Source organism: Pseudoalteromonas sp. SG45-2 (assembly GCF_014164115.1).
Lineage (GTDB): Bacteria > Pseudomonadota > Gammaproteobacteria > Enterobacterales > Alteromonadaceae > Pseudoalteromonas > Pseudoalteromonas distincta.
Genome location: NZ_JACJEO010000001.1, coordinates 97,335 through 119,350, shown reverse-complemented (window position 1 = coordinate 119,350; position 22,016 = coordinate 97,335). Strand labels below are relative to the sequence as shown.

Annotated in this window: 23 protein-coding genes; 12 read left to right on the top strand and 11 right to left on the bottom strand. The window is 38.8% G+C overall.

What is annotated here, in order from left to right; all coding sequences use genetic code 11:
- Positions 1-112: 112 nt before the first annotated feature.
- Positions 113-1,447: a dicarboxylate/amino acid:cation symporter gene (locus H5116_RS00570; RefSeq protein WP_024606768.1), complete on the top strand. Its 1,335-nt coding sequence runs from the start codon at positions 113-115 to the stop codon at positions 1,445-1,447.
- Between the two features lie 96 nt (positions 1,448-1,543).
- Here the strand turns inward: H5116_RS00570 and sohB are convergent, their stop codons facing one another.
- A complete protein-coding gene (sohB, locus tag H5116_RS00565) occupies positions 1,544-2,560 on the bottom strand; it encodes a protease SohB (RefSeq protein ID WP_182681383.1) in 1,017 nt (338 codons plus the stop codon).
- A 100-nt stretch (positions 2,561-2,660) separates the two neighbouring features.
- Complete coding sequence (locus H5116_RS00560) at positions 2,661-5,090, bottom strand: VolA/Pla-1 family phospholipase (RefSeq protein WP_182694966.1); 2,430 nt, start codon at positions 5,088-5,090, stop codon at positions 2,661-2,663.
- Between the two features lie 206 nt (positions 5,091-5,296).
- Between H5116_RS00560 and H5116_RS00555 the strand changes: the two genes are divergently transcribed.
- Positions 5,297-6,043 carry a YciK family oxidoreductase gene (locus H5116_RS00555; RefSeq protein WP_182715323.1) on the top strand — a complete coding sequence of 249 codons (747 nt, stop codon included), beginning with the start codon at positions 5,297-5,299 and terminating at the stop codon, positions 6,041-6,043.
- 81 nt (positions 6,044-6,124) lie between these two features.
- Here H5116_RS00555 and rluB read toward each other — a convergent pair whose 3' ends face one another.
- From rluB to H5116_RS00535, 4 genes are all read right to left on the bottom strand, one after another.
- Positions 6,125-6,997: a 23S rRNA pseudouridine(2605) synthase RluB gene (rluB, locus tag H5116_RS00550; protein WP_024595359.1), complete on the bottom strand. Its 873-nt coding sequence runs from the start codon at positions 6,995-6,997 to the stop codon at positions 6,125-6,127.
- Positions 6,994-7,584 carry an SMC-Scp complex subunit ScpB gene (scpB, locus tag H5116_RS00545; protein WP_002959713.1) on the bottom strand — a complete coding sequence of 197 codons (591 nt, stop codon included), beginning with the start codon at positions 7,582-7,584 and terminating at the stop codon, positions 6,994-6,996. Before scpB ends, rluB begins: the two co-directional genes overlap by 4 nt.
- A 151-nt stretch (positions 7,585-7,735) precedes the next feature.
- Positions 7,736-8,257: an EF-hand domain-containing protein gene (locus H5116_RS00540; RefSeq protein ID WP_002959711.1), complete on the bottom strand. Its 522-nt coding sequence runs from the start codon at positions 8,255-8,257 to the stop codon at positions 7,736-7,738.
- A 225-nt stretch (positions 8,258-8,482) separates the two neighbouring features.
- The gene (locus H5116_RS00535; RefSeq protein ID WP_154903246.1) at positions 8,483-8,914 is read right to left on the bottom strand and encodes an exonuclease III; all 432 of its coding nucleotides are present in this window, start codon (positions 8,912-8,914) and stop codon (positions 8,483-8,485) included.
- A gap of 241 nt (positions 8,915-9,155) precedes the next feature.
- Here H5116_RS00535 and xthA point away from each other — a divergent pair, with 241 nt between their 5' ends.
- From xthA to H5116_RS00520, 3 genes are read left to right on the top strand one after another with little or no spacing between them, the layout of a single operon-like run.
- Positions 9,156-9,962 (top strand): exodeoxyribonuclease III, encoded by an 807-nt coding sequence (gene xthA / locus H5116_RS00530; RefSeq protein WP_024596546.1) that lies wholly within the window; start codon positions 9,156-9,158, stop codon positions 9,960-9,962.
- Between the two features lie 5 nt (positions 9,963-9,967).
- The gene (locus H5116_RS00525; protein ID WP_182715322.1) at positions 9,968-10,615 is read left to right on the top strand and encodes an energy-coupling factor ABC transporter permease; all 648 of its coding nucleotides are present in this window, start codon (positions 9,968-9,970) and stop codon (positions 10,613-10,615) included.
- A complete protein-coding gene (locus tag H5116_RS00520; RefSeq protein WP_182715321.1) occupies positions 10,612-11,427 on the top strand; it encodes a putative RNA methyltransferase in 816 nt (271 codons plus the stop codon). Before H5116_RS00525 ends, H5116_RS00520 begins: the two co-directional genes overlap by 4 nt.
- Here H5116_RS00520 and yfbV read toward each other — a convergent pair.
- The gene (gene yfbV, locus H5116_RS00515) at positions 11,424-11,870 is read right to left on the bottom strand and encodes a terminus macrodomain insulation protein YfbV (RefSeq protein WP_024596543.1); all 447 of its coding nucleotides are present in this window, start codon (positions 11,868-11,870) and stop codon (positions 11,424-11,426) included. The genes H5116_RS00520 and yfbV overlap by 4 nt on opposite strands.
- Before the next feature lie 282 nt (positions 11,871-12,152).
- Between yfbV and H5116_RS00510 the strand changes: the two genes are divergently transcribed.
- From H5116_RS00510 to H5116_RS00480, 7 genes are all read left to right on the top strand, one after another.
- A complete protein-coding gene (locus tag H5116_RS00510) occupies positions 12,153-13,367 on the top strand; it encodes an acetate kinase (protein WP_024596542.1) in 1,215 nt (404 codons plus the stop codon).
- Between the two features lies 1 nt (position 13,368).
- Entirely contained in the window at positions 13,369-15,528 is a 2,160-nt protein-coding gene (pta, locus tag H5116_RS00505) for a phosphate acetyltransferase (protein WP_002959697.1), read from the top strand.
- Positions 15,529-15,755: 227 nt separating this feature from the next.
- Complete coding sequence (locus H5116_RS00500) at positions 15,756-16,142, top strand: ACT domain-containing protein (protein WP_002959696.1); 387 nt, start codon at positions 15,756-15,758, stop codon at positions 16,140-16,142.
- A 3-nt stretch (positions 16,143-16,145) separates the two neighbouring features.
- Positions 16,146-16,643, top strand: coding sequence for a PTS glucose transporter subunit IIA (locus tag H5116_RS00495; protein ID WP_002959694.1), 498 nt, complete (start codon positions 16,146-16,148; stop codon positions 16,641-16,643).
- Positions 16,644-16,647: 4 nt separating this feature from the next.
- Entirely contained in the window at positions 16,648-16,995 is a 348-nt protein-coding gene (locus H5116_RS00490) for an ArsC family reductase (RefSeq protein WP_165742933.1), read from the top strand.
- Entirely contained in the window at positions 16,992-18,122 is a 1,131-nt protein-coding gene (dapE, locus tag H5116_RS00485) for a succinyl-diaminopimelate desuccinylase (RefSeq protein ID WP_154903259.1), read from the top strand. The genes H5116_RS00490 and dapE overlap by 4 nt, the downstream gene beginning before the upstream one ends.
- A complete protein-coding gene (locus tag H5116_RS00480; RefSeq protein ID WP_182715320.1) occupies positions 18,122-18,820 on the top strand; it encodes a M15 family metallopeptidase in 699 nt (232 codons plus the stop codon). The genes dapE and H5116_RS00480 overlap by 1 nt, the downstream gene beginning before the upstream one ends.
- 6 nt (positions 18,821-18,826) lie before the next feature.
- Here H5116_RS00480 and H5116_RS00475 read toward each other — a convergent pair whose 3' ends face one another.
- From H5116_RS00475 to H5116_RS00460, 4 genes are all read right to left on the bottom strand, one after another.
- Positions 18,827-19,696, bottom strand: a complete 870-nt coding sequence (locus tag H5116_RS00475; RefSeq protein WP_024595107.1) for a DMT family transporter — start codon at positions 19,694-19,696, stop codon at positions 18,827-18,829.
- A 41-nt stretch (positions 19,697-19,737) separates the two neighbouring features.
- On the bottom strand, positions 19,738-20,511 hold the full coding sequence (locus H5116_RS00470; protein ID WP_024595108.1) for a DNA-binding domain-containing protein: 774 nt from the start codon (positions 20,509-20,511) through the stop codon (positions 19,738-19,740).
- Positions 20,508-21,338, bottom strand: a complete 831-nt coding sequence (locus H5116_RS00465) for a DUF692 domain-containing protein (RefSeq protein WP_154903261.1) — start codon at positions 21,336-21,338, stop codon at positions 20,508-20,510. Before H5116_RS00465 ends, H5116_RS00470 begins: the two co-directional genes overlap by 4 nt.
- A 70-nt stretch (positions 21,339-21,408) precedes the next feature.
- Positions 21,409-21,867: a hypothetical protein gene (locus tag H5116_RS00460; RefSeq protein WP_024595110.1), complete on the bottom strand. Its 459-nt coding sequence runs from the start codon at positions 21,865-21,867 to the stop codon at positions 21,409-21,411.
- Positions 21,868-22,016 lie beyond the last annotated feature (149 nt).

The window sequence follows — 22,016 nt, the reverse complement described above, 5'->3', positions numbered from 1 at the left end:
TTTTTATTACTTTTTTGCGCAAAATAATTTTAAATAAATACCAATTTTTTCTGTAGTAAATATTTCCTTGCTGGTAGTCTATGGCAAATTTATAAAATGTAGATCAGGGAATATGTCAAAAATCCGTTCAATGAGTTTAACCACTCGCATCATGATTGGTATGGCGCTTGGGGTTGCAGTAGGTTTTATATTTCAGGCTATATTAGCTGGTGAAGACGATTATCTAATACCACTTGGGTTATTCTCTTTGCCAATTAAAGCCTTTTTTGTTGATGGTATTTTCCATGTTGGTGGCCAAATATTTATTGCCAGCTTAAAAATGTTAGTTGTGCCTCTTGTTTTTGTATCGCTCGTTTGTGGTACCTGTAGCTTAAGTGACCCTAAAAAACTAGGCCGCCTAGGTGGTAAATCTATTGGTTTATATTTATTAACTACGGCTATTGCTATAACGGTGGCTATTACACTTGCCTTATTATTTAGCCCTGGTGAAGGTATAAGCTTGCCATCTAATGCAACTTATGATGCCAAAGAAGCGCCTACCCTTGCACGTGTAATTATAGATATGTTTCCTACTAACCCATTTGAAGCCATGGCCAAGGGTAATATGCTTCAAGTTATAGTGTTTGCACTATTATTTGGTGTAGCAATGGCATTAAGTGGTAAAACAGGCAAACGCGTAGCAAGTGTTTTTGAAGATTTAAACACAGTAATCTTAAAACTAGTTACGCTGTTAATGAACATTGCACCTTATGGCGTGTTCTTTTTAATGGCAAAACTATTTACAACAATTGAGCTTAACTTAATTGTTAGCCTAGCCAAATACTTTGGCGTTGTAGTGCTTGCACTGTTATTACATGCTTTCGTAAACTACACATTGCTTTTAAAAATATTAACGGGCTTAAACCCGCTTATTTTCTTAGCAAAAATGAAGCACACATGCTTATTTGCATTTAGTACCTCGAGCTCAAGCGCAACTATGCCTATTACACTTGAAACTGCTACTAAAAAACTAGGTGCTAATAACTCGGTTGCCTCATTTACTATCCCACTGGGTGCTACCATTAACATGGATGGCACTGCCATCATGCAAGGTGTGGCTACCGTATTCATTGCACAAGTGTTTAGTGTAGATTTAACAATTTCTGATTATCTAATGGTTATACTAACAGCAACACTTGCCTCTGTAGGTACAGCAGGCGTACCAGGTGTTGGTCTAATAATGCTGGCGATGGTACTTAACCAAGTTGGCTTACCTGTAGAAGGGATTGCAATTATTATCGGTGTAGATAGATTACTTGATATGACACGTACAGCAGTTAATGTAACCGGTGATTGTATGGTTACCTGTGTTGTTGCCAAGTCTGAAGGTGAACTTGATGAGAGCATCTTTAACGACCCTAATGCAGCTAAAGACTTAGAAGATTATCATAAGTCTATTGACTCATAAGCTACATTTATACAGCTATAAAAAAACCTTGATGCAATACATCAAGGTTTTTTTTCGAGTAGAAATAATTAAACTGAATCGTAAAAAAATTCTAATCTAAGGATTTAGGGATTTAAATTTAGAGAGTAAGTTTATTCCCACTTTATTTACACCACTACTCAGGCCAAGAGCTAGCTTATCGCTTAATCCCTTTTTAATTTTGTATTTAATCTTATAAATTTGGCGCTCATGTTGCTGCTCCAGTAATGCATCATCACTTGTCTTTATAACATCTACCAAACCTTTATCAATCGCTTGAGTTGCAAACCAATGCTCGCCTGTCGCAACTAAGTTTATATCTAAGCTTGGGCGTTGAGTGCTTACAAACGTTTTAAATAAATCATGTGTTTGTTCAATTTCTTCACGAAATTTTTCACGGGCCTTATCTGTGTTTTCACCAAATAAAGTAAGCGTACGTTTAAACTCACCTGCAGTAATTTGCTCAAATTCCACATCATTTTTCTTTAATATTTTATTAAAGTTAGGTATTTGAGCTATCACACCAATAGATCCAACTATGGCAAAAGGGGCTGCTAGTATCTCATCGGCTACACACGCCATCATGTAACCACCGCTCGCTGCTACTTTATCAATTGCAACACTCAAAGGAATACCGGCATTTTTAATACGCTGTAGCTGAGATGCAGCAAGTCCATAGCCATGCACTACTCCGCCGCCACTTTCTAAACGAATAAGTACTTTGTCTTTACTTGGGTTAGCAATAGAGATAATGGCTGTTATTTCTTCTCGTAAGCTTTCTACTTCGTGAGCGTCCATACTACCCACAAAGTCAATTACATATAAACGAGGTTTAGGCTCATCTTTATCTGCTTTTTTACTTTGCGATTTAAGCTGCTTTTGGTGTGCTTTAAGCTCTTTTTTACCCAGCGTATTTTGTAGAAAACTTTCTTTAAGATCGACTAATTGCTCTGATATGTCGTCAATTTGTATTTCACCTTTTTTGGCTTTAGGCTTAACTGCAGCGCCAACTATTAGCATTAGAATAACTGCTATAGCGATAACAAAAGTAATTGTTTTAGCAAAAAACAAACCGTATTCGTATAAAAATTCCAACTGGTTTCTCCATTTATAAATTTCAGCTAATTTAGCATGCTTTAAAGCAAAAAAAAGCCACTTTTCAGTGGCTTTTAAAGGTTAATTATTTTACTGGTTATTAATCAGTCACAACCTCAGGGTTGGAAACTAATAACATTCGACCGCGAGCAGCTAAGTAAGTAGCTACTTGCAACTGCATTTCTGTATTAGCGGCAGCACTGCCTTCAACAGTTGCAGCTTGTGCAGCATCTTGAGCTGGCGTTAATATAGAACCATGATGCCCTTTAGTAAATTTAACTAAGTAGCTTGTTGGTGTTTCACTCAATGCTTGCGAAGTACTTACTGTTTCAAGACCCATCAAGTTAGCTAATGGGATTGTGCCAGAAATAGGATTATTAGCTGCCATTGGTGGTATCACTTGGTCAGGCTTGTTATCAACACCATCGCCCACAACAACATTAGTATAAACAGGAGTGCCTAATGCTTTTACAGTGGCTGCATAATTAGTTGGATCGCCACTATCAAGTGCTGTTTGCGCCGCAAATGCAAATTGAGTAAACACTCCTTGAATATTAGTAAGCTTACTTGTTTCGCCAGCTGTAGTTAACGAAGCTACATACTCGTTATAACCACAGGTTAAATATGCTTCCATATCTGGCAATACTGCACCACAGTTAGACACTGCATCAACTTGTAAATACGCGTTAAACTCATCAGCTTCTGTTGTACCTGCTTGTGAAAGTACTGAACCTTGAATAAATGGACCAAATGCAGCTGATTCTAGTAAGAAGCTAGCTATACCGCCGCCGCCGCTTGCAAGTGCTACTGTGTTTACATTAAATAATGGGTCAACGGTTGGCGCTAATGGGTTATTAGCTTGTGCAATAAATGCAGGGGCTACAATAGAGCCTAATGAATGACCAATGTAAGTTACATCTTGCGCATTAATCGTTGCATCATTAATAAAGTTTAGACCTAAACGTAAACCTAATAAATCAGCCGCTGATTGACGTAAGCTATCACGCGCAACAAGTAATGAACTTAAGTTCATGTAACTAAGCACAGAACCCGTTGTTGCATTAAAGTCGTCTGTTCCATCACCATCAACATCTATTCCACGCTCACCATGTCTTGGATGGTCAATAGCAACTGTTGCAAAGCCTTGAATAGAAAGCTGCGCCGTTAAAGCAAGCATACTTTCTTTTTGTGTTGTAATACCGTGTTGCATAATAACAACTGGCCATCCGCTATCAGGCATTGCGATAGGATCTAATTGTAACTGCGCACGTACACCATTAATTATTGGTAAAATAGGCTTAGTAACTTGCACTGGCACATTTGCCATGCTTTGTACTTTTGGAATGGAGTTATATTTTGTTAAATGACGTGTGCTATCTAGTCCTAAGTCACGTAATTGCCCGTCACTTAATGCAGAACATAAACCATCATTTTCACTAATAGGATCTGTCGGAAATGCATCACCAGCAACGGCCTTGTAACCGATTATTGCCACCGCGTTATCACACATACCTTGCCAATATGTATCACTTAAATCACTAATATCAGTACCCGTTGGTGTACCTAGATACATCGGTAGCATAATGCTACCTTTTTGATATTGCACACCAGAGAAAGCAGCAGACACTTCTACACCCTGAGAAGCAAATACCTGTTGCACATTTACCATAGGTTGTTCAGGAACTTGAAGCGCAGGCGTTGGCATCGCAGGCTGTTGCAAACTTGCAGCTAGCAATTTTTTAATTGTCCCAAGTACTGGCCCCGCAGACTGAATAGTCATTGCGCTAGAAAAAATAATATCTTCTTTTGTTATATTTCCTGAACTTACAACTACATTTTCGTAACTGTTAACAGCGCCCTGCAAACCAAGTTGGGCTTCTGTAATTAATGGCGCTTCTTGCTTAACCAGACCATAAGTAGAAGAAGGCTCGATAGAGCGTCCTAATGAATCTTTAAGACCAGTAGTTAGTACATTGATGTATGAGCTACCTGCCGTAAATGGTTTTAAAGGAATAATTGCAACGGCATCACCAGAAGCTTGAGTAACAAAATCAACACCAAAAGTAAGCTCACCGACCAATTTACAAGCTGTACCGGCAGCAACAACTGAACATTCTGCGTCAGTTAAACTTGCACCCATTACTACTTCAAAAATGCGAACTGTACCTGGTGTCCCAGCAGACGTTTCATCTAAGCTAACATTTGGTGGGAATGTTAAATCGATTTTATAAGGAACCTGAGAAGACCAACCGTCAAGTGCGCCTAGAGCAAGCTGAGGATCTGCATAAGCTGCTCGAGAAATAGACACATTGTTGTCATCTAATTCTCCAGGAATATTAAGTGTACCGTCTTGGGTTCCACTCATTAATAAATCATTAGGTACCGATAAGATACCTGCAGCAGGGTCAAAAGTAACCGTTGCTGTTGGAATAACGGTTGCTGTGTCGTTCTTAACATCTTCTAACGTTTCTCCGCCGCCACAACCTGCCAAGGCAGCTGTAACAGAGAGTGAAAGTAGCATTTTTTTCATATTGTTGGCTCCGCACATATTTTATTTTTATAGTGTGTTTAATCAGTGTATTAAGTTAAAACAATGTAATCAGGTTATTAATGAGACATTAGACCAGTTAAACTTAACGTAAAGTTTCTATTTTCGCCACCTAATTTTACAATAAATTCGATTACTTCACGTTTCGCTATGTTAAAATCAAAAAAAATAGATGAATGGGTACTTTTATGCACACATATCAAGCGGCTGAAAACGCACTTAAAGATAAAATTATTTTAATAACAGGCGCCGGTGATGGTATTGGCCGAGTAGCAGCAATTACGTATGCAAAATACGGCGCTACAGTTATCTTATTAGGAAAAACAACTAATAAACTTGAATGTGTTTACGATGAAATTGTTAATGCTGGCTACCCTAAACCTGCAATAGTCCCTATGGATTTAAAAGGCGCAACGAAGCAAAACTACCGTGACCTTGCTGCAACAATCGAATATCAGTTTGGACGCCTTGATGGATTGCTTAATAATGCAGGTATTTTAGGGTCACTCGGTCCGCTTGAACATTTTTGCTCATCTACGTTCGAAAACATAATGAAAGTAAACGTGACTGCACAAGCTATGATCACTAAAGCACTTTTTCCTGTTCTTCGTAAGTCTGATAATGCATCGATAGTATTTACGTCATCAGGTGTAGGTCGAAAAGGTCGTGAATTTTGGGGGCCTTATGCCATCTCAAAATTCGCAGTAGAAGGTATGATGCAAACATGGGCATGTGAAGTAGGTAAAACGAATATTCGTGTAAACTGTATTAACCCAGGTGCAACGCGTACCTCTATGCGTGCAGCTGCATACCCTGGCGAAGATAGAGAAACGCTTGCTACACCAGAGGATTTAATGCCTACATATTTATATTTAATGAGTGACGATTCTAGTAATGTGAATGGCGAATCGTTAGATGCTCAAGTAAAAAAGTAATTTAGAGTTTAAAAAATTTAAACAACACATTAAAAAAGCCGCAATTAGCGGCTTTTTTGTGTGCAATAAATAACTAATTTATTATTTACGTTTGGTAGGCTTAACACGTTGATTGTGTTTTTTAACTGCTTTGCGGATCTGGTTGATTTTAGCGCGTTTATCTTTGCGTTTTTCAGGCATAACAGAAAGCTTAGTTTGTGTCTCGCGCCCTAATTTAACGGTTTTGCGTAAGTAGTTTACTGTTTCTAAATCATACTCCATCCAACCACCTTGTGGCACGCGCTTATCAAGCTCTAGTTTACCGTAACGAATACGAATAAGACGAGATACTTCCGCATCTTGAGACTGCCATAAACGACGTACTTCACGGTTACGTCCTTCATTTAACGTTACGTTAAACCAGCGGTTAACGCCTTCGCCACCCATAGGGGTTACAGTCGTGAATTTGGCTGGACCATCTTCAAGCTCAACACCACGTAGTAAGTTTTTAACCGTTTCATTGGTTACTTCACCAAATACACGCGCAGAGTATTCACGCTCTACTTCATAGCTTGGGTGCATCAAGCGGTTAGCTAATTCACCATCATTAGTAAAGAGCATCAAACCCGAAGTATTAACGTCTAATCGGCCAACCGCAATCCAACGCTCACCATCAATACGAGGAAGTCGGTCAAATACTGTACGACGCCCTTCTGGATCTTTACGTGTGCTTAACTCACCTTCGGGTTTGTTATACATAATCACACGACAGATTCTATCTGCTTTTTCTTCAATCTTTACAGTGTGCCCGTCAACACGAATCAAATCGGTTTCTTCAACACGGTCTCCTAACTTTGCCACTTTACCGTTTACACTAACGCGGTTTGCATCAATGTATTTTTCCATTTCACGGCGTGAGCCTACGCCTGCACGGGCTAAGACTTTTTGTAACTTTTCACCTTGTATAATACTCATTCGGATGGTTCTCTCACAGAAGGATCGCTCAATAACTGGTTAATTTTACTTTGCTGCTCTGTTGGCAGCGCAGGTAAGTTTTCAAGTCCAGTTAACGAAAAATAATCTAAAAATTGTTTAGTAGTTGCATATAAAGCCGGCTTACCCGGAACCTCTTTATGCCCTACCACTTTAACCCACTCTCTTTCGAGTAGGGTTTTAATAATATTCGAACCCGTAGTAACACCCCTTACTTGCTCAATTTCACCGCGCGTAATGGGCTGCCTATATGCAATAAGTGATAATGTTTCCAGTAAAGCACGCGAGTATTTTGGTGCGCGTTCTTGCCACAAGTTATTTAACCAAGGGCTTAAACTACTACATGCCTGAAAACGATAACCGCTACCAACTTCAACTAAGCGAATACCACGAGTTTGAAAATGTTCTTGTATTGTATCTATTGCGTCGTTTATTCGCGCCATAGAAATAGCTAAATCTATTAATACAGTATCTTTAAGGTGGCGTTTACTCACAGGCTTATCTGCAACAAAAATAGCTGCTTCAATGATCTCAACTAGTTGTTCATCACTAATTCGCCGACCAGCCATACACACCCTTAACAAATAAAAATACACAGCCATCTATTATGACAGAACAACGCCAAACTAGGAAAATATATCTACTAAATAACTAGATTTTAAACACAAAAAAGCCAGTGATTATCACTGGCTTTTAATTTACTCTTTAAAACAACAAATATTAGCTGTGTTTAATGGCTTCTAATGCATCATCTTCAGCTACTGCGTTACCGTATTTTTTAATGTAACCCATAAACTCGCTTTTACTGATGCGCTTATCTTGGTTTTTATCCATGTAACCAAAGTGATTTGAAATATCATCATCGTTACCTTCAACTACCGAAATATAGCCATTACTGTCGTTATCTAAGCTCGAAAAGCTGCTTTCAATTTTATCGAATTTAGCGATTTCAGCTTTAAATGCCGACTCACTTACTTCAGAATCAGTGGCTACTTTACCATTGTTTAACTTCATGTAAGTGTTGAATTCTTTGCGGCTAATTTCGTTATCCATATTGGTATCAATATTTGAAAAATGGCCCCAAATGCTATCGTCATCAGCTTCAACTTTTGAGATGTAGCCATCGCTGTCATTATCTAAACTTGCAAAGTCACTGTCTATTCTTTCAAGACCTTGATTAGATGAACAAGCCGCTAGGCTTAATGATGCTAAAATAGTGGCTGCTAATGTTAACTTTTTCATAAGACGTATCCTTCGTAATTAATTAAATGTCACTTTAACTAATACAAATCCAATGCCAATAATAGTTAACTTATAAGAATCAACAACTTAATCTTGATTGGTGCATTTATTGAACAGTTTCAATGAGTTAAGCTTGCAAGCTTTGCAAACAACCTTGTAATTTTTGCAAAAAAATACCCGGTAAAACCAGGTATCTCAATTTTAGTTATATAGTTCAGCTAATAATTAGATTGCTGCGTTTTGGTAGCGTTTAACAAACTCAGTAACGTTTTGACCATTACATTTTAATGAGTTTAAGTTACCAATTTTTTGGCGAACAGGTGCTAAACCTTGTTTTAAAGCCGTCATACATAATTGAGTTTCTTGTTGAGCATCTTTTGCAAATACTTCTACTTTCTCAACTGATGCGTTGCTTAATGCCGTTTTTTTAGCAATATCGCGAATATCTTCACCATTACATAAAATGCTTTTAGAAAAACGAGATAAGTAAACACCGTGCTGAGCAGCTTCTTTACGAGCAACACTAAAGCCTTCGTTTGCGCTTAGTACACATAACTTAGACTCAATTTTATTATCTTGACTGAAGTAAGTATTGCTTTGTGCTGAAGCAGTTGCAGATGCTAATAAAGCAGTAGCTAAAAGTAGTTGTGTTTTCATGAGAGATCCTATTTGAACGAGCTAAACAAGTGAATTTCGCGCATTATATATTCAATAAAGTTAAGTTCAATTGAATTTTTTATTTATTTAAAATAATTAATACTGCATTTACAATGTTTAAACTTTACTCACCAATTGATCAACATTTGTGCAGCTATTTTCTCATTTCAGTCATGTTATGTACGCGTATTTACTGATACAATTTAATTCATTAAATAGATCCAATTTTAAGGTAAATTTTATGAAAGTGATTTCTTTCAATATCAATGGTCTGCGTGCTCGTCTCCACCAATTACAAGCAATTATCGACAAACATCAACCAGACGTTATTGGCTTGCAAGAGATTAAAGTTCATGACGAAGCATTCCCACTAGAAGATGTACAAAAAATGGGATATCACGTCTACTTTCATGGCCAAAAAGCCCATTATGGCGTAGCTATGTTATGCAAAAAAGAGCCTAAATCGGTCTTAAAAGGCTTCGCTACCGATACAGAGGAATCTCAAAAACGCATGATAAGCGTCACTGTTGAACAAGATAACGGTCGCGACCTTACAGTCATGAATGGCTATTTCCCACAAGGTGATAATATTAATCACGAAACTAAATTTCCTTATAAACGACAATTTTATAAAGATTTAATGACACACCTTGAAACCAACCACACCCCTGATCAAGACGTCATTGTTATGGGCGATATCAACATATCACCCACCGATTTAGATATTGGTATTGGCGAAGTTAATGCAAAGCGTTGGTTAAAAACGGGTAAATGTTCTTTCCAACCGGTAGAGCGTGAATGGCTTGCAACATTACTTAATTGGGGCTTTAAAGACACCTTTAGAGAACAAAACCCAGAAACAGACGATCAATATTCGTGGTTTGACTATCGCTCTAAAGGGTTTGTAGATAACCGAGGGCTTCGAATAGATGTAGTACTTGCGACTAATGAGCTTGCAGCACGCTGTATAGATACTGGTATTGACTACGAACTGCGCGGTATTGAAAAACCCTCAGATCATGCCCCTATATGGTCAACATTTAAGTAATTACTATGCTCAGCATAACAATACAAGGGCTACTTTGGGCCCTTGTAATTATTATTGCCCTACTAAGCTTTGATAAAAAAACATATAAAACATTGCTTAATACGCCAGCCCGTCAAACTGGAGTTCTTGCATGTGCGTTAGTGTTTGCAGTGCTTTGGCGAATAAAGGCTGGCATTTTAACTGGCCTTGATTTACACATCCTAGGTGTTACGGCTGCTACATTAATTTTAGGCTGGCGATTGACTATTTTAAGTAGCCTACTTGCCACAGCGCTACTCGCTGCCTTTGGTCAAATTGAACTTGAGCTGTTACCAGTACAACTGTTTATTGGTGCGTTTATTCCTATTTTATTGAGCTATCTTGGCTTTATAATTAGTTACCAATATTTACCTCGTCATTTTTTTGTTTATATATTTGTTTGTGCGTTTATAACCGCAGGATTTATAGCCTGTATAAAAATAGGCCTAGGTGCTTTACTTTACTTAGCTATAGGGCAATACAATTGGCAAGAACTTGCAGATAACTACGTTTATTTAAGTGCCATAATTTGGTTTCCTGAAGCAATGCTCAACGGCATGGCTATAACAATTATGATCACCTATCGCCCGCATTGGGTAAAAACTTTTTACGATAAGGACTACCTAGACTCATGAGTCTACAATATCAATGCCCGCTATGTAACCTCGCACTTTTGAAAGCTGATTCAACACTTCGTTGTGCTAATAACCACAGCTTTGATTTTGCCAAAGAAGGGTATGTTAATTTACTGCCTGTGCAACAAAAAAATTCAAAACAACCAGGCGACTCCCTTGAAATGGTACAAGCTAGACGCGCATTTTTAGAGCGTGGATACTACCGCTTTTTACAACAAAATCTTAGCGATTTAGTCGGTCGAATAAGTGCGAATACGGTTATAGATTTAGGATGCGGTGAAGGGTTTTATACCCAAGCAATAGCAAGTAAAACAGACGCAGTTGTATACGGTGTCGATATTTCAAAATCTGCCGTGAAATATGCGGCAAAGCGCTACCCTAATTGCTATTTTAGTGTTGCATCAATTAGCCAAGCGCCTTTTAAAAGTCAATTTGCTGATGTACTTATTAGCGTATTTGCACCTTTGTTTGAGGAAGAGATTGAACGTCTTGCTAATAAAAACGCAACATTAGTAGTAGCAAGCCCAGGCCCTTATCATTTAAAAGAGCTAAAATCGTATATATATTCAGAAGTAAACGAACATACTGAAATAGCCACGCCAAAAGGGTTTCAAAAAGCAGAACAGACTCTTTTAACAGAGCATGTAGCGCTTAGCTTTACTGATATTAAAAACTTAATAATGATGACGCCATTTGCATGGAAATTTAGACCCGAGCACTGGACAGCACTCGAACAAAAAGGTGAACACAATGTCACCTTATCATTTTATATTACTCAGTTTACCAAAATAGATGATGGTATAACCCGCTAAAACTGCTCTTTAGTAAATGCTCTATCCATTTTTTCAAACATATCTTTAAGTAAGTTAGCAAGCTCCATATAACGGGGCTTGTTCTCACTTAACTGCGTTTGATATCCATTAGCCGCCATTTTAGTGTACAGCTCGTTGTACCATTTTTGCATCGCAGGATCTAAAGGCGTTTGCGCTCGTTTACCTAACCAAAATAAACCTTGTAAAGGTAACGATATAAAAAATAATGCACTCGCAATAGCTTGCGGTAAAAAATCAGAACCTAAGTAATTAAGCTGAAAAAACAACGTTAGCATAGCCAAGATTGGCATTACTGTAATGGCAAGCTCAGTCGCTCTAATCACTCTAAACTCTAAAAACAAAGGCGCAAGCTCTTTACGCATTGGCCATTTTTTACCATACAAACGGCCTGTTTGTAGTTGTGACATCACACTTTTTTGCATCATGACTCCTCACAGATACTGCTTTTAAATACAATAGAAAACGAGCTATACCAAAGTGTAACACAAAATGAGGGAGTTACACTTTCTCAGTAAAAGAGCTTAAATTTCCCCTTTAATGGCGAACAATCCTAACTTAAACATCATAAATAAGGTAAAATATTTAACATTGAGTTAACCACTTTGCAGTTGAACATTTAATTGTTTTAGCTTTATTTAATACCGTAAGTGTAACTATCACGTATTAACGTTCACTTACTAAACTTGTTTATGGAAATTGAATCTATGCCAACAACCTCCCCTGAATCCCAACATGTTTTAGTTTTAAACTGTGGTAGCTCTAGTTTAAAGTTTGCCATTATTGATGCAAACGACGGTCACGAAATTATATCAGGCCTTGCTGAACGCTTGGGCGCCAAAGCCCCCTCCATTAAATACAAATTTAATGGAACTAAGACGGTTATCGACTTAGCGGCTAATCAAGCACATGCTGAGGCTATAAATACGCTTGTAAGCTTAATAAAGGATCATAACCTTGATGAGCACCTTATTGCTGTTGGGCACCGTGTTGTTCATGGCGGAGAGCATTTCACAAAGTCAGTCTTAATTGATGAAGACGTAATTAACGGTATTACTAAAGCGTCTTCTTTAGCGCCGCTACATGGTCATGCGAACTTGTTAGGTATTTCATCTGCACAAGCTTCATTTATAGGTTTACCCCAAGTAGCAGTATTTGACACAGCATTTCATCAAACTATGGATGAAGTTGCCTACCTTTACGCCCTACCCTATAAGCTTTATACAGGCTACGGTGTAAGACGCTATGGTATGCACGGCACAAGTCATTACTATGTAGCAGGACAAACTGCTAAATTATTAAATCAGCCTATAGAGAAGAGTAATTTCATTAGTGCTCATTTAGGTAATGGCTGCTCTGTTACTGCAATAAAAAATGGTAAAAGTGTTGATACCAGTATGGGTTTAACGCCATTGGCTGGTATTGTTATGGGTACTCGCAGTGGAGATATTGACCCCGGTTTATTTAATTTTTTAACTACACAGCTTAGTTACAACGCTCAGCAAATAGATAATTTATTAAACCAAGAAAGCGGCCTACTAGGTATTAGCGAACTCTCTAACGATTGTCGAACGATTGAAGAAGCCGCTGTTGCCGGACATAAACAAGCACGTTTAGCGCTGGATATTTTTTGCTACCGACTAGCCAAACAAATTGCAGCCTACATGGTACCATTACAACGTTTAGATGCACTTATATTTACTGGCGGCATTGGCGAAAACTCCGATATCATACGTGAAAATGTCATTAATCAATTAGCTTTTTTAGGGTTCAGTTGTGACCAGAAGAGCAATCTTGATGCACGTTTTGGTAATCAAGGTATTATTAGTTCAGCCAATACTTCATCCAAAGTGGTAGTAATGCCGACCAACGAAGAGTGGGTTATTGCACTTGATGCCGCTAACATCGTAAAGGAGCTTTAATATGGCACGTCGTATTATGTTAATTCCTGTGTCTACCGGTGTGGGTTTAACGTCGGTATCAGTTGGTTTAGTTCGCGCTCTTGAGCAAAAAACAGTTAAAGTTAACTTTTTTAAACCCATCGCTCAGCCTCGTTCAGGCGAAACAGGTCCTGAAAAATCAACACAAATAGTCACTCAAGGTTCACCTATTAACCCACCCACCCCTTTTGCTCTTGATTATGCTGAGCAAATGATTGGCGACGGTAAAGGTGATGATCTACTAGAGGAAATTGTTGAACGCTTTGAAAGTAAAATAAACGACGATGAAGTAGCTATTATTGAAGGTATGGTGCCTACTCGTCGCCAACCTTATGCTGGGCGTGTAAACCGCGAAATTGCGCAAACACTCGGCGCTGAAATTGTATTTGTACTTACCCCTGGTAATTACACCATTACTCAAATAGAAGACCGCCTAGAAATTGCAGCAGGTAATTACGGTGGAATCGATCATCCTCGTGTACTGGGCTGTATTTTTAATAAAGTAAATGCGCCACTTGATGAAGAAGGCCGTGCACGCGCCGATTTAGTCGACGCTTACAAACCCGAAGAGCTTGAAAACGAGTTAAATCGTTTAGCGTCTTTACCTATTTTTAAAAAAAATCCGTTTATGTTGCTTGGCGCAATCCCGTGGGATTTTGACTTAGTAGCGCCACGCGTAAAAGACTTAAGCGCGTATTTAAAAGCAACAATAATTAACGAAGGCGATATGCTTCATCGTCGCCTGCGTCGTATCACTTTTTGCGCTCGTACGGTTTCTAATATTTTAAATTATTTTACGCCAGGTGCTTTATTAGTAACACCAGGCGATCGCTCAGACATACTTGTTGCTGCGTGTTTATCTGCTATGAACGGCACTAAACTTGGCGCTATATTACTCACCGGTGGCTTTGAGCCAGAGCCACGTATTATGGCTTTGTGTGAACAAGCCATGCAAACCGGTTTACCAATACTCGCAACCGATGCCGACACATGGCGCACATCACTATTACTGCATAACTTTAATATGGAAGTACCAAATGATGATGACCAACGCATTGAAAAAGTAAAAGATCACAACGCAGAACATATCAATTCAAGCTGGCTCGATACTCTAGCTCAAAGTGTAGGCAAAACGCGTAAGTTATCACCACCTGCATTTCGTTATTTATTAACCGATAAAGCACGTAAAGCAGATAAAACCGTAGTATTACCAGAAGGGAATGAACCTCGTACAATTAAAGCGGCTGCTATTTGTGGTCAACGTGGCATTGCTAAAACTATATTGCTTGGCGATCGCGAAGAAATAATGCGTATTGCACAGCAGCAAGGTATTGAGCTAAACGAACATGTAAGTATCATCGAGCCAAAAAGTATTATAAATGATTATATTGCGCCTATGGTCGAAATTCGTAAAAGCAAAGGCCTAACTGCTGTAGTAGCACAAGAGCAACTACAAGATAACGTCGTACTTGGCACAATGATGCTTGAGCAAGGTAAAGTAGATGGTTTAGTATCGGGCGCGGTAAATACCACTGCCAATACAATTCGCCCGCCCCTGCAGTTAATTAAAACAGCGCCAGGATCATCACTAGTATCATCCGTATTTTTTATGCTGCTACCTGATCAAGTGTTAGTTTACGGCGACTGTGCAATTAACCCCGACCCTAATGCTGAACAACTTGCTGACATAGCGATTCAATCTGCCGACTCTGCAGCTGCATTTGGCATAGAGCCACGTGTAGCCATGATAAGCTACAGCACGGGTACATCAGGTACGGGTGCCGATGTTGAAAAAGTACGTGAAGCCACAAAAATAGCAAAACAAAAACGTCCTGATTTAATTATCGACGGCCCACTACAATACGATGCCGCTATAATGGAAAATGTAGCACTTAAAAAAGCACCTAACAGCCCTGTAGCTGGTAAAGCGACTGTATTTATATTCCCAGATTTAAATACAGGTAATACAACATATAAAGCAGTACAACGCAGTGCCGACTTAATAAGTATCGGCCCTATGCTTCAAGGTATGCGCAAACCCGTAAACGACTTGAGCCGTGGTGCATTAGTCGATGATATTGTGTATACAATCGCCTTAACTGCAATTCAGGCAGCCCAAGCAGAAGCGCTAATAGCACATTAAACACAACGTGTGCTTTTTATAGCCTAGCTATTATTTATTTAATAATTAACTAGTTAGGCTATTTATACCCTGCAACCCCCATACTTATCCACAGAAATTGTGGGTAAGTTTTTAATCTCTATTAAAACCCACTTCCAAATGCTCATTTTAGTCACGCTTACACCTTTAACTTGAAGGCAATAATCTATACTATAAAGCTATCAATAATGCTGTATCGCAGGCGTTTAATGTCAAAACAAACATTACAATTACACAGCACGGTTTTATCTATTCACAGTTTAGATGTTGACGCCGATATACCTGCGGCGCTACTCAAGCTTCCTTTATTTTTTATATCTAAAACCCAGGATGAACTATCTATTGTTTGCCCTAGTAGCTTTGAAATAGAGAGTTTAGATACCGAATCTGATTGGCAAGCACTTGAGGTGGTTGGCCCACTTGGTTTTTCGCTGACCGGAATAATGGCTAATATATCGGGTGTATTAGCACGCGCTAAAATTTCTATTTTTTCAATCTCAACCTACGATACCGATTATATTTTAGTAAAAAAGCAAACGGCCTCACTAGCACTTAACGCCTTAAAAAAAGATGGTTACAACGTGGTGGCCCAATAGCATATGAAAGCACAAACAATTGAATATCTAGCACTCAATAAAACTCCCCGCAGTGCCATCCTTATTACAAGCCCATTTACAGGTAAAGTAATACCGCTTCAAGAACACCCCGAACCTATTTTTAGGTTTGGTATTCTCGGTCCTGGTATTACTGTAAAGCTCAGTAGCCACAAAATTTTAGCGCCGTTTGATGGCACGTTATTACAAGTAAAAAACGCAGGTACTGAGTTTATTTTACAGGCTAAAAATGGTTTAAAAGTTTTAATCAACTTAACTATTACCGGTTCGCAATCAATTACACATACTCATATTGCACAATTAAATGGTAGTGAAATAAGTAAAGGCCAGCGCCTCGCTTATTTTGATTTACGCGAACTAGAAACGCCTATGCTGGCCAGTTTAATCTTACTTAACGGCCATAATCTCGGCACATTTCATTACTCACATTCGCATGTAAATGCGGATGTAGATACCTTATTAACTATTATTAAGAAGAACTAAATTTATGATCACTCTATACGGTATTAGCAATTGCGACACGATAAAAAAAGCAAAAAAATACTTAGCCGACAACAACATCGAATTTACGTTTCATGATTACCGCAAAGATGGCGTAGATGAGCAAATGGTAAGTGATTTTGCAGATAAACTCGATTGGGAACAGCTTGTTAATAAACGTGGCACAACTTATCGCGCACTAACTGATGAGCAAAAACAGAGTTTGACGAAAGAAAGTGCTATCCCATTGTTAGTTGACCAACCTGCAATGATCAAACGCCCAGTACTTATTAACAATGGCAGTTACCACTTAGGTTTTAAAGCAGCCCAATACGATGAGATATTTAAATCATGAAAGATGATGTAATTGCACTCGCTCAAGCACTAATACAACGTGAGTCAGTAACGCCCGAGGATGCTGGCTGCCAACAGATGATGAACGATCGCCTTGCTGCGGTTGGTTTTAATATTGAGTCATTATTTTTTACCGACACATTAAATACATGGGCTCGAAAAGGCACACAATCACCGCACTTTTGTTTTGCAGGCCACACTGATGTTGTGCCAACAGGCCCAGAGAAAAATTGGCAACACCCGCCGTTTTCAGGATTAATAAAAGACGGTTTATTACATGGGCGCGGCGCTGCCGATATGAAAGGCTCGTTAGCTGCAATGCTTGTTGCAACCGAGCGGTTTGTTACTAAACATCCAGATCATAAAGGCTCAATTTCTTTTTTAATAACCTCTGACGAAGAAGGCCCGTTTATAAACGGGACTACCCGTGTAATTGATACGCTAGAGGCGCGCGGTGAAAAAATTGATATGTGCCTAGTAGGCGAGCCTTCATCACGAGATGTATTAGGTGATGTTGTTAAAAATGGCCGCAGAGGTTCACTTACCGCTTTTTTAACCGTTAAGGGTGTACAAGGGCATGTCGCCTATCCACATTTAGCACAAAACCCAATTCACCTAGCAACCCCTGCCCTTACTGAGCTTAGCCAAACGGTGTGGGATAACGGAAATGAATACTTCCCTGCTACCAGCTTTCAAATTTCAAATATTAATGGCGGCACAGGTGCAGGCAACGTGATCCCAGGTGAGCTAGAAGTACAGTTTAACTTTAGATTTAGCACGCAAGTAACACATGAGCAATTACAACAACGTGTAAATGACATACTACAAAAGCATAACTTAAATTATGAATTAAGCTGGATAGTAAATGGCTTACCTTTTATTACCGAGCACGGCCCACTTGTTGATGCCACAGTAAAAGCGATTAAATCAGTAACCGGTTTAACCACAAACCTAGAAACTACCGGCGGCACATCAGATGGTCGCTTTATTGCACAAACAGGTGCTAAAGTAATTGAACTTGGCCCACGTAACGAAACTATTCATAAAGTAGATGAATGCGTAAGTACCGATGATTTAATAGCCCTTACCGACATTTACGAGCAAATACTAGAGCAACTTTTAGCATAATGGATGTAACTAAACCAACATCGATAATGTGTATCACAGGGCAAAGTGATACACATTTAACTGACATACAAAATCATCGCTTGCACAGCGCTATTATTAGCGACTTTTTAGCACTACAAAGTGCAGCTAAAAAAGCGGGATTTGATCTTACTATTGCCTCAAGTTTTCGCGACTTTGAACGCCAGTCAATTATTTGGAATAATAAGTTTTTAGGTATTCGACCTGTTTATAATAAACAGCAAAAGGTTGTAGATTTAACTAAATTAAATGATGTAGATAAATGCATAGCAATAATGCTCTACTCTGCACTACCTGGCGCAAGCAGACACCATTTAGGGACTGACTTAGATGTGTTTGATAAAGCTGCGGTCAGTGATGATTATAAGCTACAGCTAACACCTGATGAATACCTGCAAGGTGGGCCGTTTGCACCTTTAAGTAATTGGCTTGATACTAACTTAGTTAAATTTGGTTTTTATCGCCCTTACCAGCATGATTTAGGTGGCGTAGCACCTGAGCTTTGGCATATAAGCCATATTAAGCAATCACAATTATTAGTGAATAAACTTAGCGAGCAAGTACTTTTTGAATACATAAAAAACAGTGAACTACAGGGTAAGCAGGCAATACTTGATAACTTACCTGCTATTTATAAACGCTTTGTAACAAACGTAAGCCCACACCTAAAAGAAGGTTAGGTTTTATTAAGCCTTCTTTTTATTTAAAATAAACACCAGCACGGCCCCTAATATTAACGAGCTTGCTACTATAAACTCAATTGTTACCTGCTCTGATAAAAACATAACACCAGCAATGGCAGCAAGTACCGGCACACAAAGTTGCACAACCGCAGCTTGGGTACTTTTAAGTAGTGGCATTGCTACATACCAAACACTATAACCAACTCCAGACGCTATTGCCCCCGAGGCACACGCAAGTAATACCCCTTCAATACTCATATTTTTTAAATAACTCATACCTACAAGTAATAAAACAGGGATAGCAACTAAGCTTCTTATAAAGTTAAACCCAGTAGTACGCAGTGGCGATACGCACACTTTACCGCGAATACTGTAAATACCCCATGCCACACCACTGAGTGCCATAAGTGATGCACCTAATAATGAAGGCACCGCTGCAGATGGCAGCATTAAATATACAAAACCAGATAACGCCACTATAAATGCACACCACTGGAGTACGCTTAATTGCTCTTTTTGATAAATACCCCAGCCAATCATAGTAAGTTGCACAGCAGAAAATAAAATTAGTGCACCGGTACCGGTATCTAGCTCTACGTAGGCAATCGAAAAACAAAGCGCGTAAACAAGCAGGCTAATACTGCTTCGCCAGCTTCCTCTGTCACTTAAAATAGCGGGATTGAATGTGCCTTTACGTTTTAAATTATGGGTATAAATAGCCATTATAATGCCCAAACATGCAGCCCCGCTAAGTAAGCGAATAACAGTAAAGTTCCAAGCATCTATATAACCTTCTGCTAAGGCCATTCTGCAAAAAAGAGAATTTGCGGCAAACGCAATTAAAGCAATTAATGTGTATATGGTGGCTTTCAAAAAAATTCCTTCGCAACGAAAAATAACTATATTGTTTTAACTCACTCGCTAATTAACCAACCACGTTCAAGCCATTGATTAATTTTAGTAATTAAAAACCCAGCGATTTTCTCGCCTGGGAGTTCATTTAAACAGGATTGACATAACTGTGCAAAGGGTGTGTTTTGTTTTAATAAACTCAGTAAGCGGTATTCTTGTGCATCAACGCTTAAATATTGTGTACGCCTTTGAGCATCACGTGCTACAACCCAAAAGCGAGGTTCTGAGACTCTTGGCTCTGGCGGTGTTTGCTTTTGTTTTATTGCCTGCCAACTTTCAACCGCCAACGTATTAAACACAACTAACTGAACACTTGGATGTAATTTTAATAGTAAAGTTGGCCATTGCTGAGGTTCAATACTTTCAAGCTCTGATACATTAAGTAATGTTTTATCGCTTGCATCAAAAGTACTTAGTAATAGTCGTTCAAATTTTGCTATATCTGCAAGTATGGGGTAATCACTAAAAGGAGTATTAGCGGCTAAATAATCTGGTAGCTTCTCTGCAAAAATTCGTAGTGACGTATGAGTTGAAGGATATAAAGCTAAATAACCATCAACCATCATCTCAAATAAATCATCACCTAAGTAAATGCCCAACTGTTCGTGATCTTGCTCAATCACGGCTCTTAAGCGAATTTTATAAGCGCTTTGATAAATAGAGAGTCGCTGTTGTGTATTTAACTGCCCTTGCTGCGCAATTTGCTCGCTAATATCCGAACTTTCTCCTTGCAGTAAATCCATAAACTGTTGTTGCAGCTTTGCTAAACCACTCATGACCTTATATCCCAAAACGGTTTCACTAGCGCTTTGGCATGCTCAAGCTCAGTAATTAAATCATCAAGGGAGCCAATATTATCATCGCGTTCAATCATGGTACTTACCGGATTTAATGTTTTTGCATACTGAGCATATAAGTCCCATACCGCATCGGGAACATCTTCATCGTGCGTATCTATAATATGCGTACCAAAGTCTTGATGTCCTGCTAAGTGAATTTGTGCAATAGCTGTACTCGGAATAGCTGATAAATAATCCATTGCATTAAAGTCGTGATTACGCGCACTTACATAAACATTATTTACATCCATTAAAAACTTACAGCCTGTTTGCTTATGTAATTGCGCTAAGAATTCCCACTCACTCATTTGTGAATCGTTATAGGTTAAATAGCTCGATACATTTTCAAAAATCATTTCGCGCCCTAGGTAGTCCTGAACTTGCGAAATTTTATTTGCTAAATGATCAAGCGCCTCTGAGGTGTAAGGCATTGGTAGTAAATCGTGGCTATTAATACCGCCCACTTGGGTAAAACATAAATGATCAGACACCCAATGCGGCTCAACCCTCGCAATTGTGTTTTTTAACTGATTTAAGTAGTCCTTATCAATAGGGTCAATACTACCAATCGACATTGATACCCCATGCATAACAATCGGATAATCTGCTCTTATTTTATTTAAATAATGCCAAGGTTTTCCACCGGCTACAAAATAGTTTTCTGAAATAATTTCAAACCAATCTACAGCTGGTTTATCTGCAATAATTTGCTCAAAATGCGGGGCTCTTAGTCCTAAACCAAAACCTAAAAAACGATTTGTCATAAACTTCCTTAATAAGCCTGAATAATAAACACATCGTTCAAGCTTATTTTATGCGTTCGATAAATTGGTATTAGCTACCTACAGAACCACCAATATCACCACATGCTTTTGCAGGCATTGATACAAAACCGGTGCCTTTACATGATGCATGTCCAGCACAAGCATTATTAGCAGTCTTACAATCGTTATGACCGCCACACACATTTACATCGTTACAATGTACTAAATCTGCTTTAGCTACACTGCCAACCCATTTATCTTTTACTGTACCGCCAACGTCAGCACATGATTTTGCAGGCATTGCTACAAAACCAGTCCCTTTACATGACGCTTGACCTGCACATGCATTCTCAGCTGTTTTACAATCGTTATGGCCACCACATACATTCGCATCATAACAATGAACTAAATCAGTTGTTGCGCCATTACTAGCAACTGCACTTGATGTTGCCGTTTCTGCCTCTGTTGCATTACAACCAACTAAACCTGCTACCATTACAGCCATTGCTGCACCTGTAAACTTTTTCATTTTTTAATTCCTCTAAGTGATATAACTCTTAGCAAGACCGCTAAAGCGAAAATACTATTTCAGTGGAGTGATAATAAACCAAAAAAAATTCACACTTTGTTCACTAATGTCACTTTATATTTCTTTATTAGCAGGCAGTTTTACTCTAC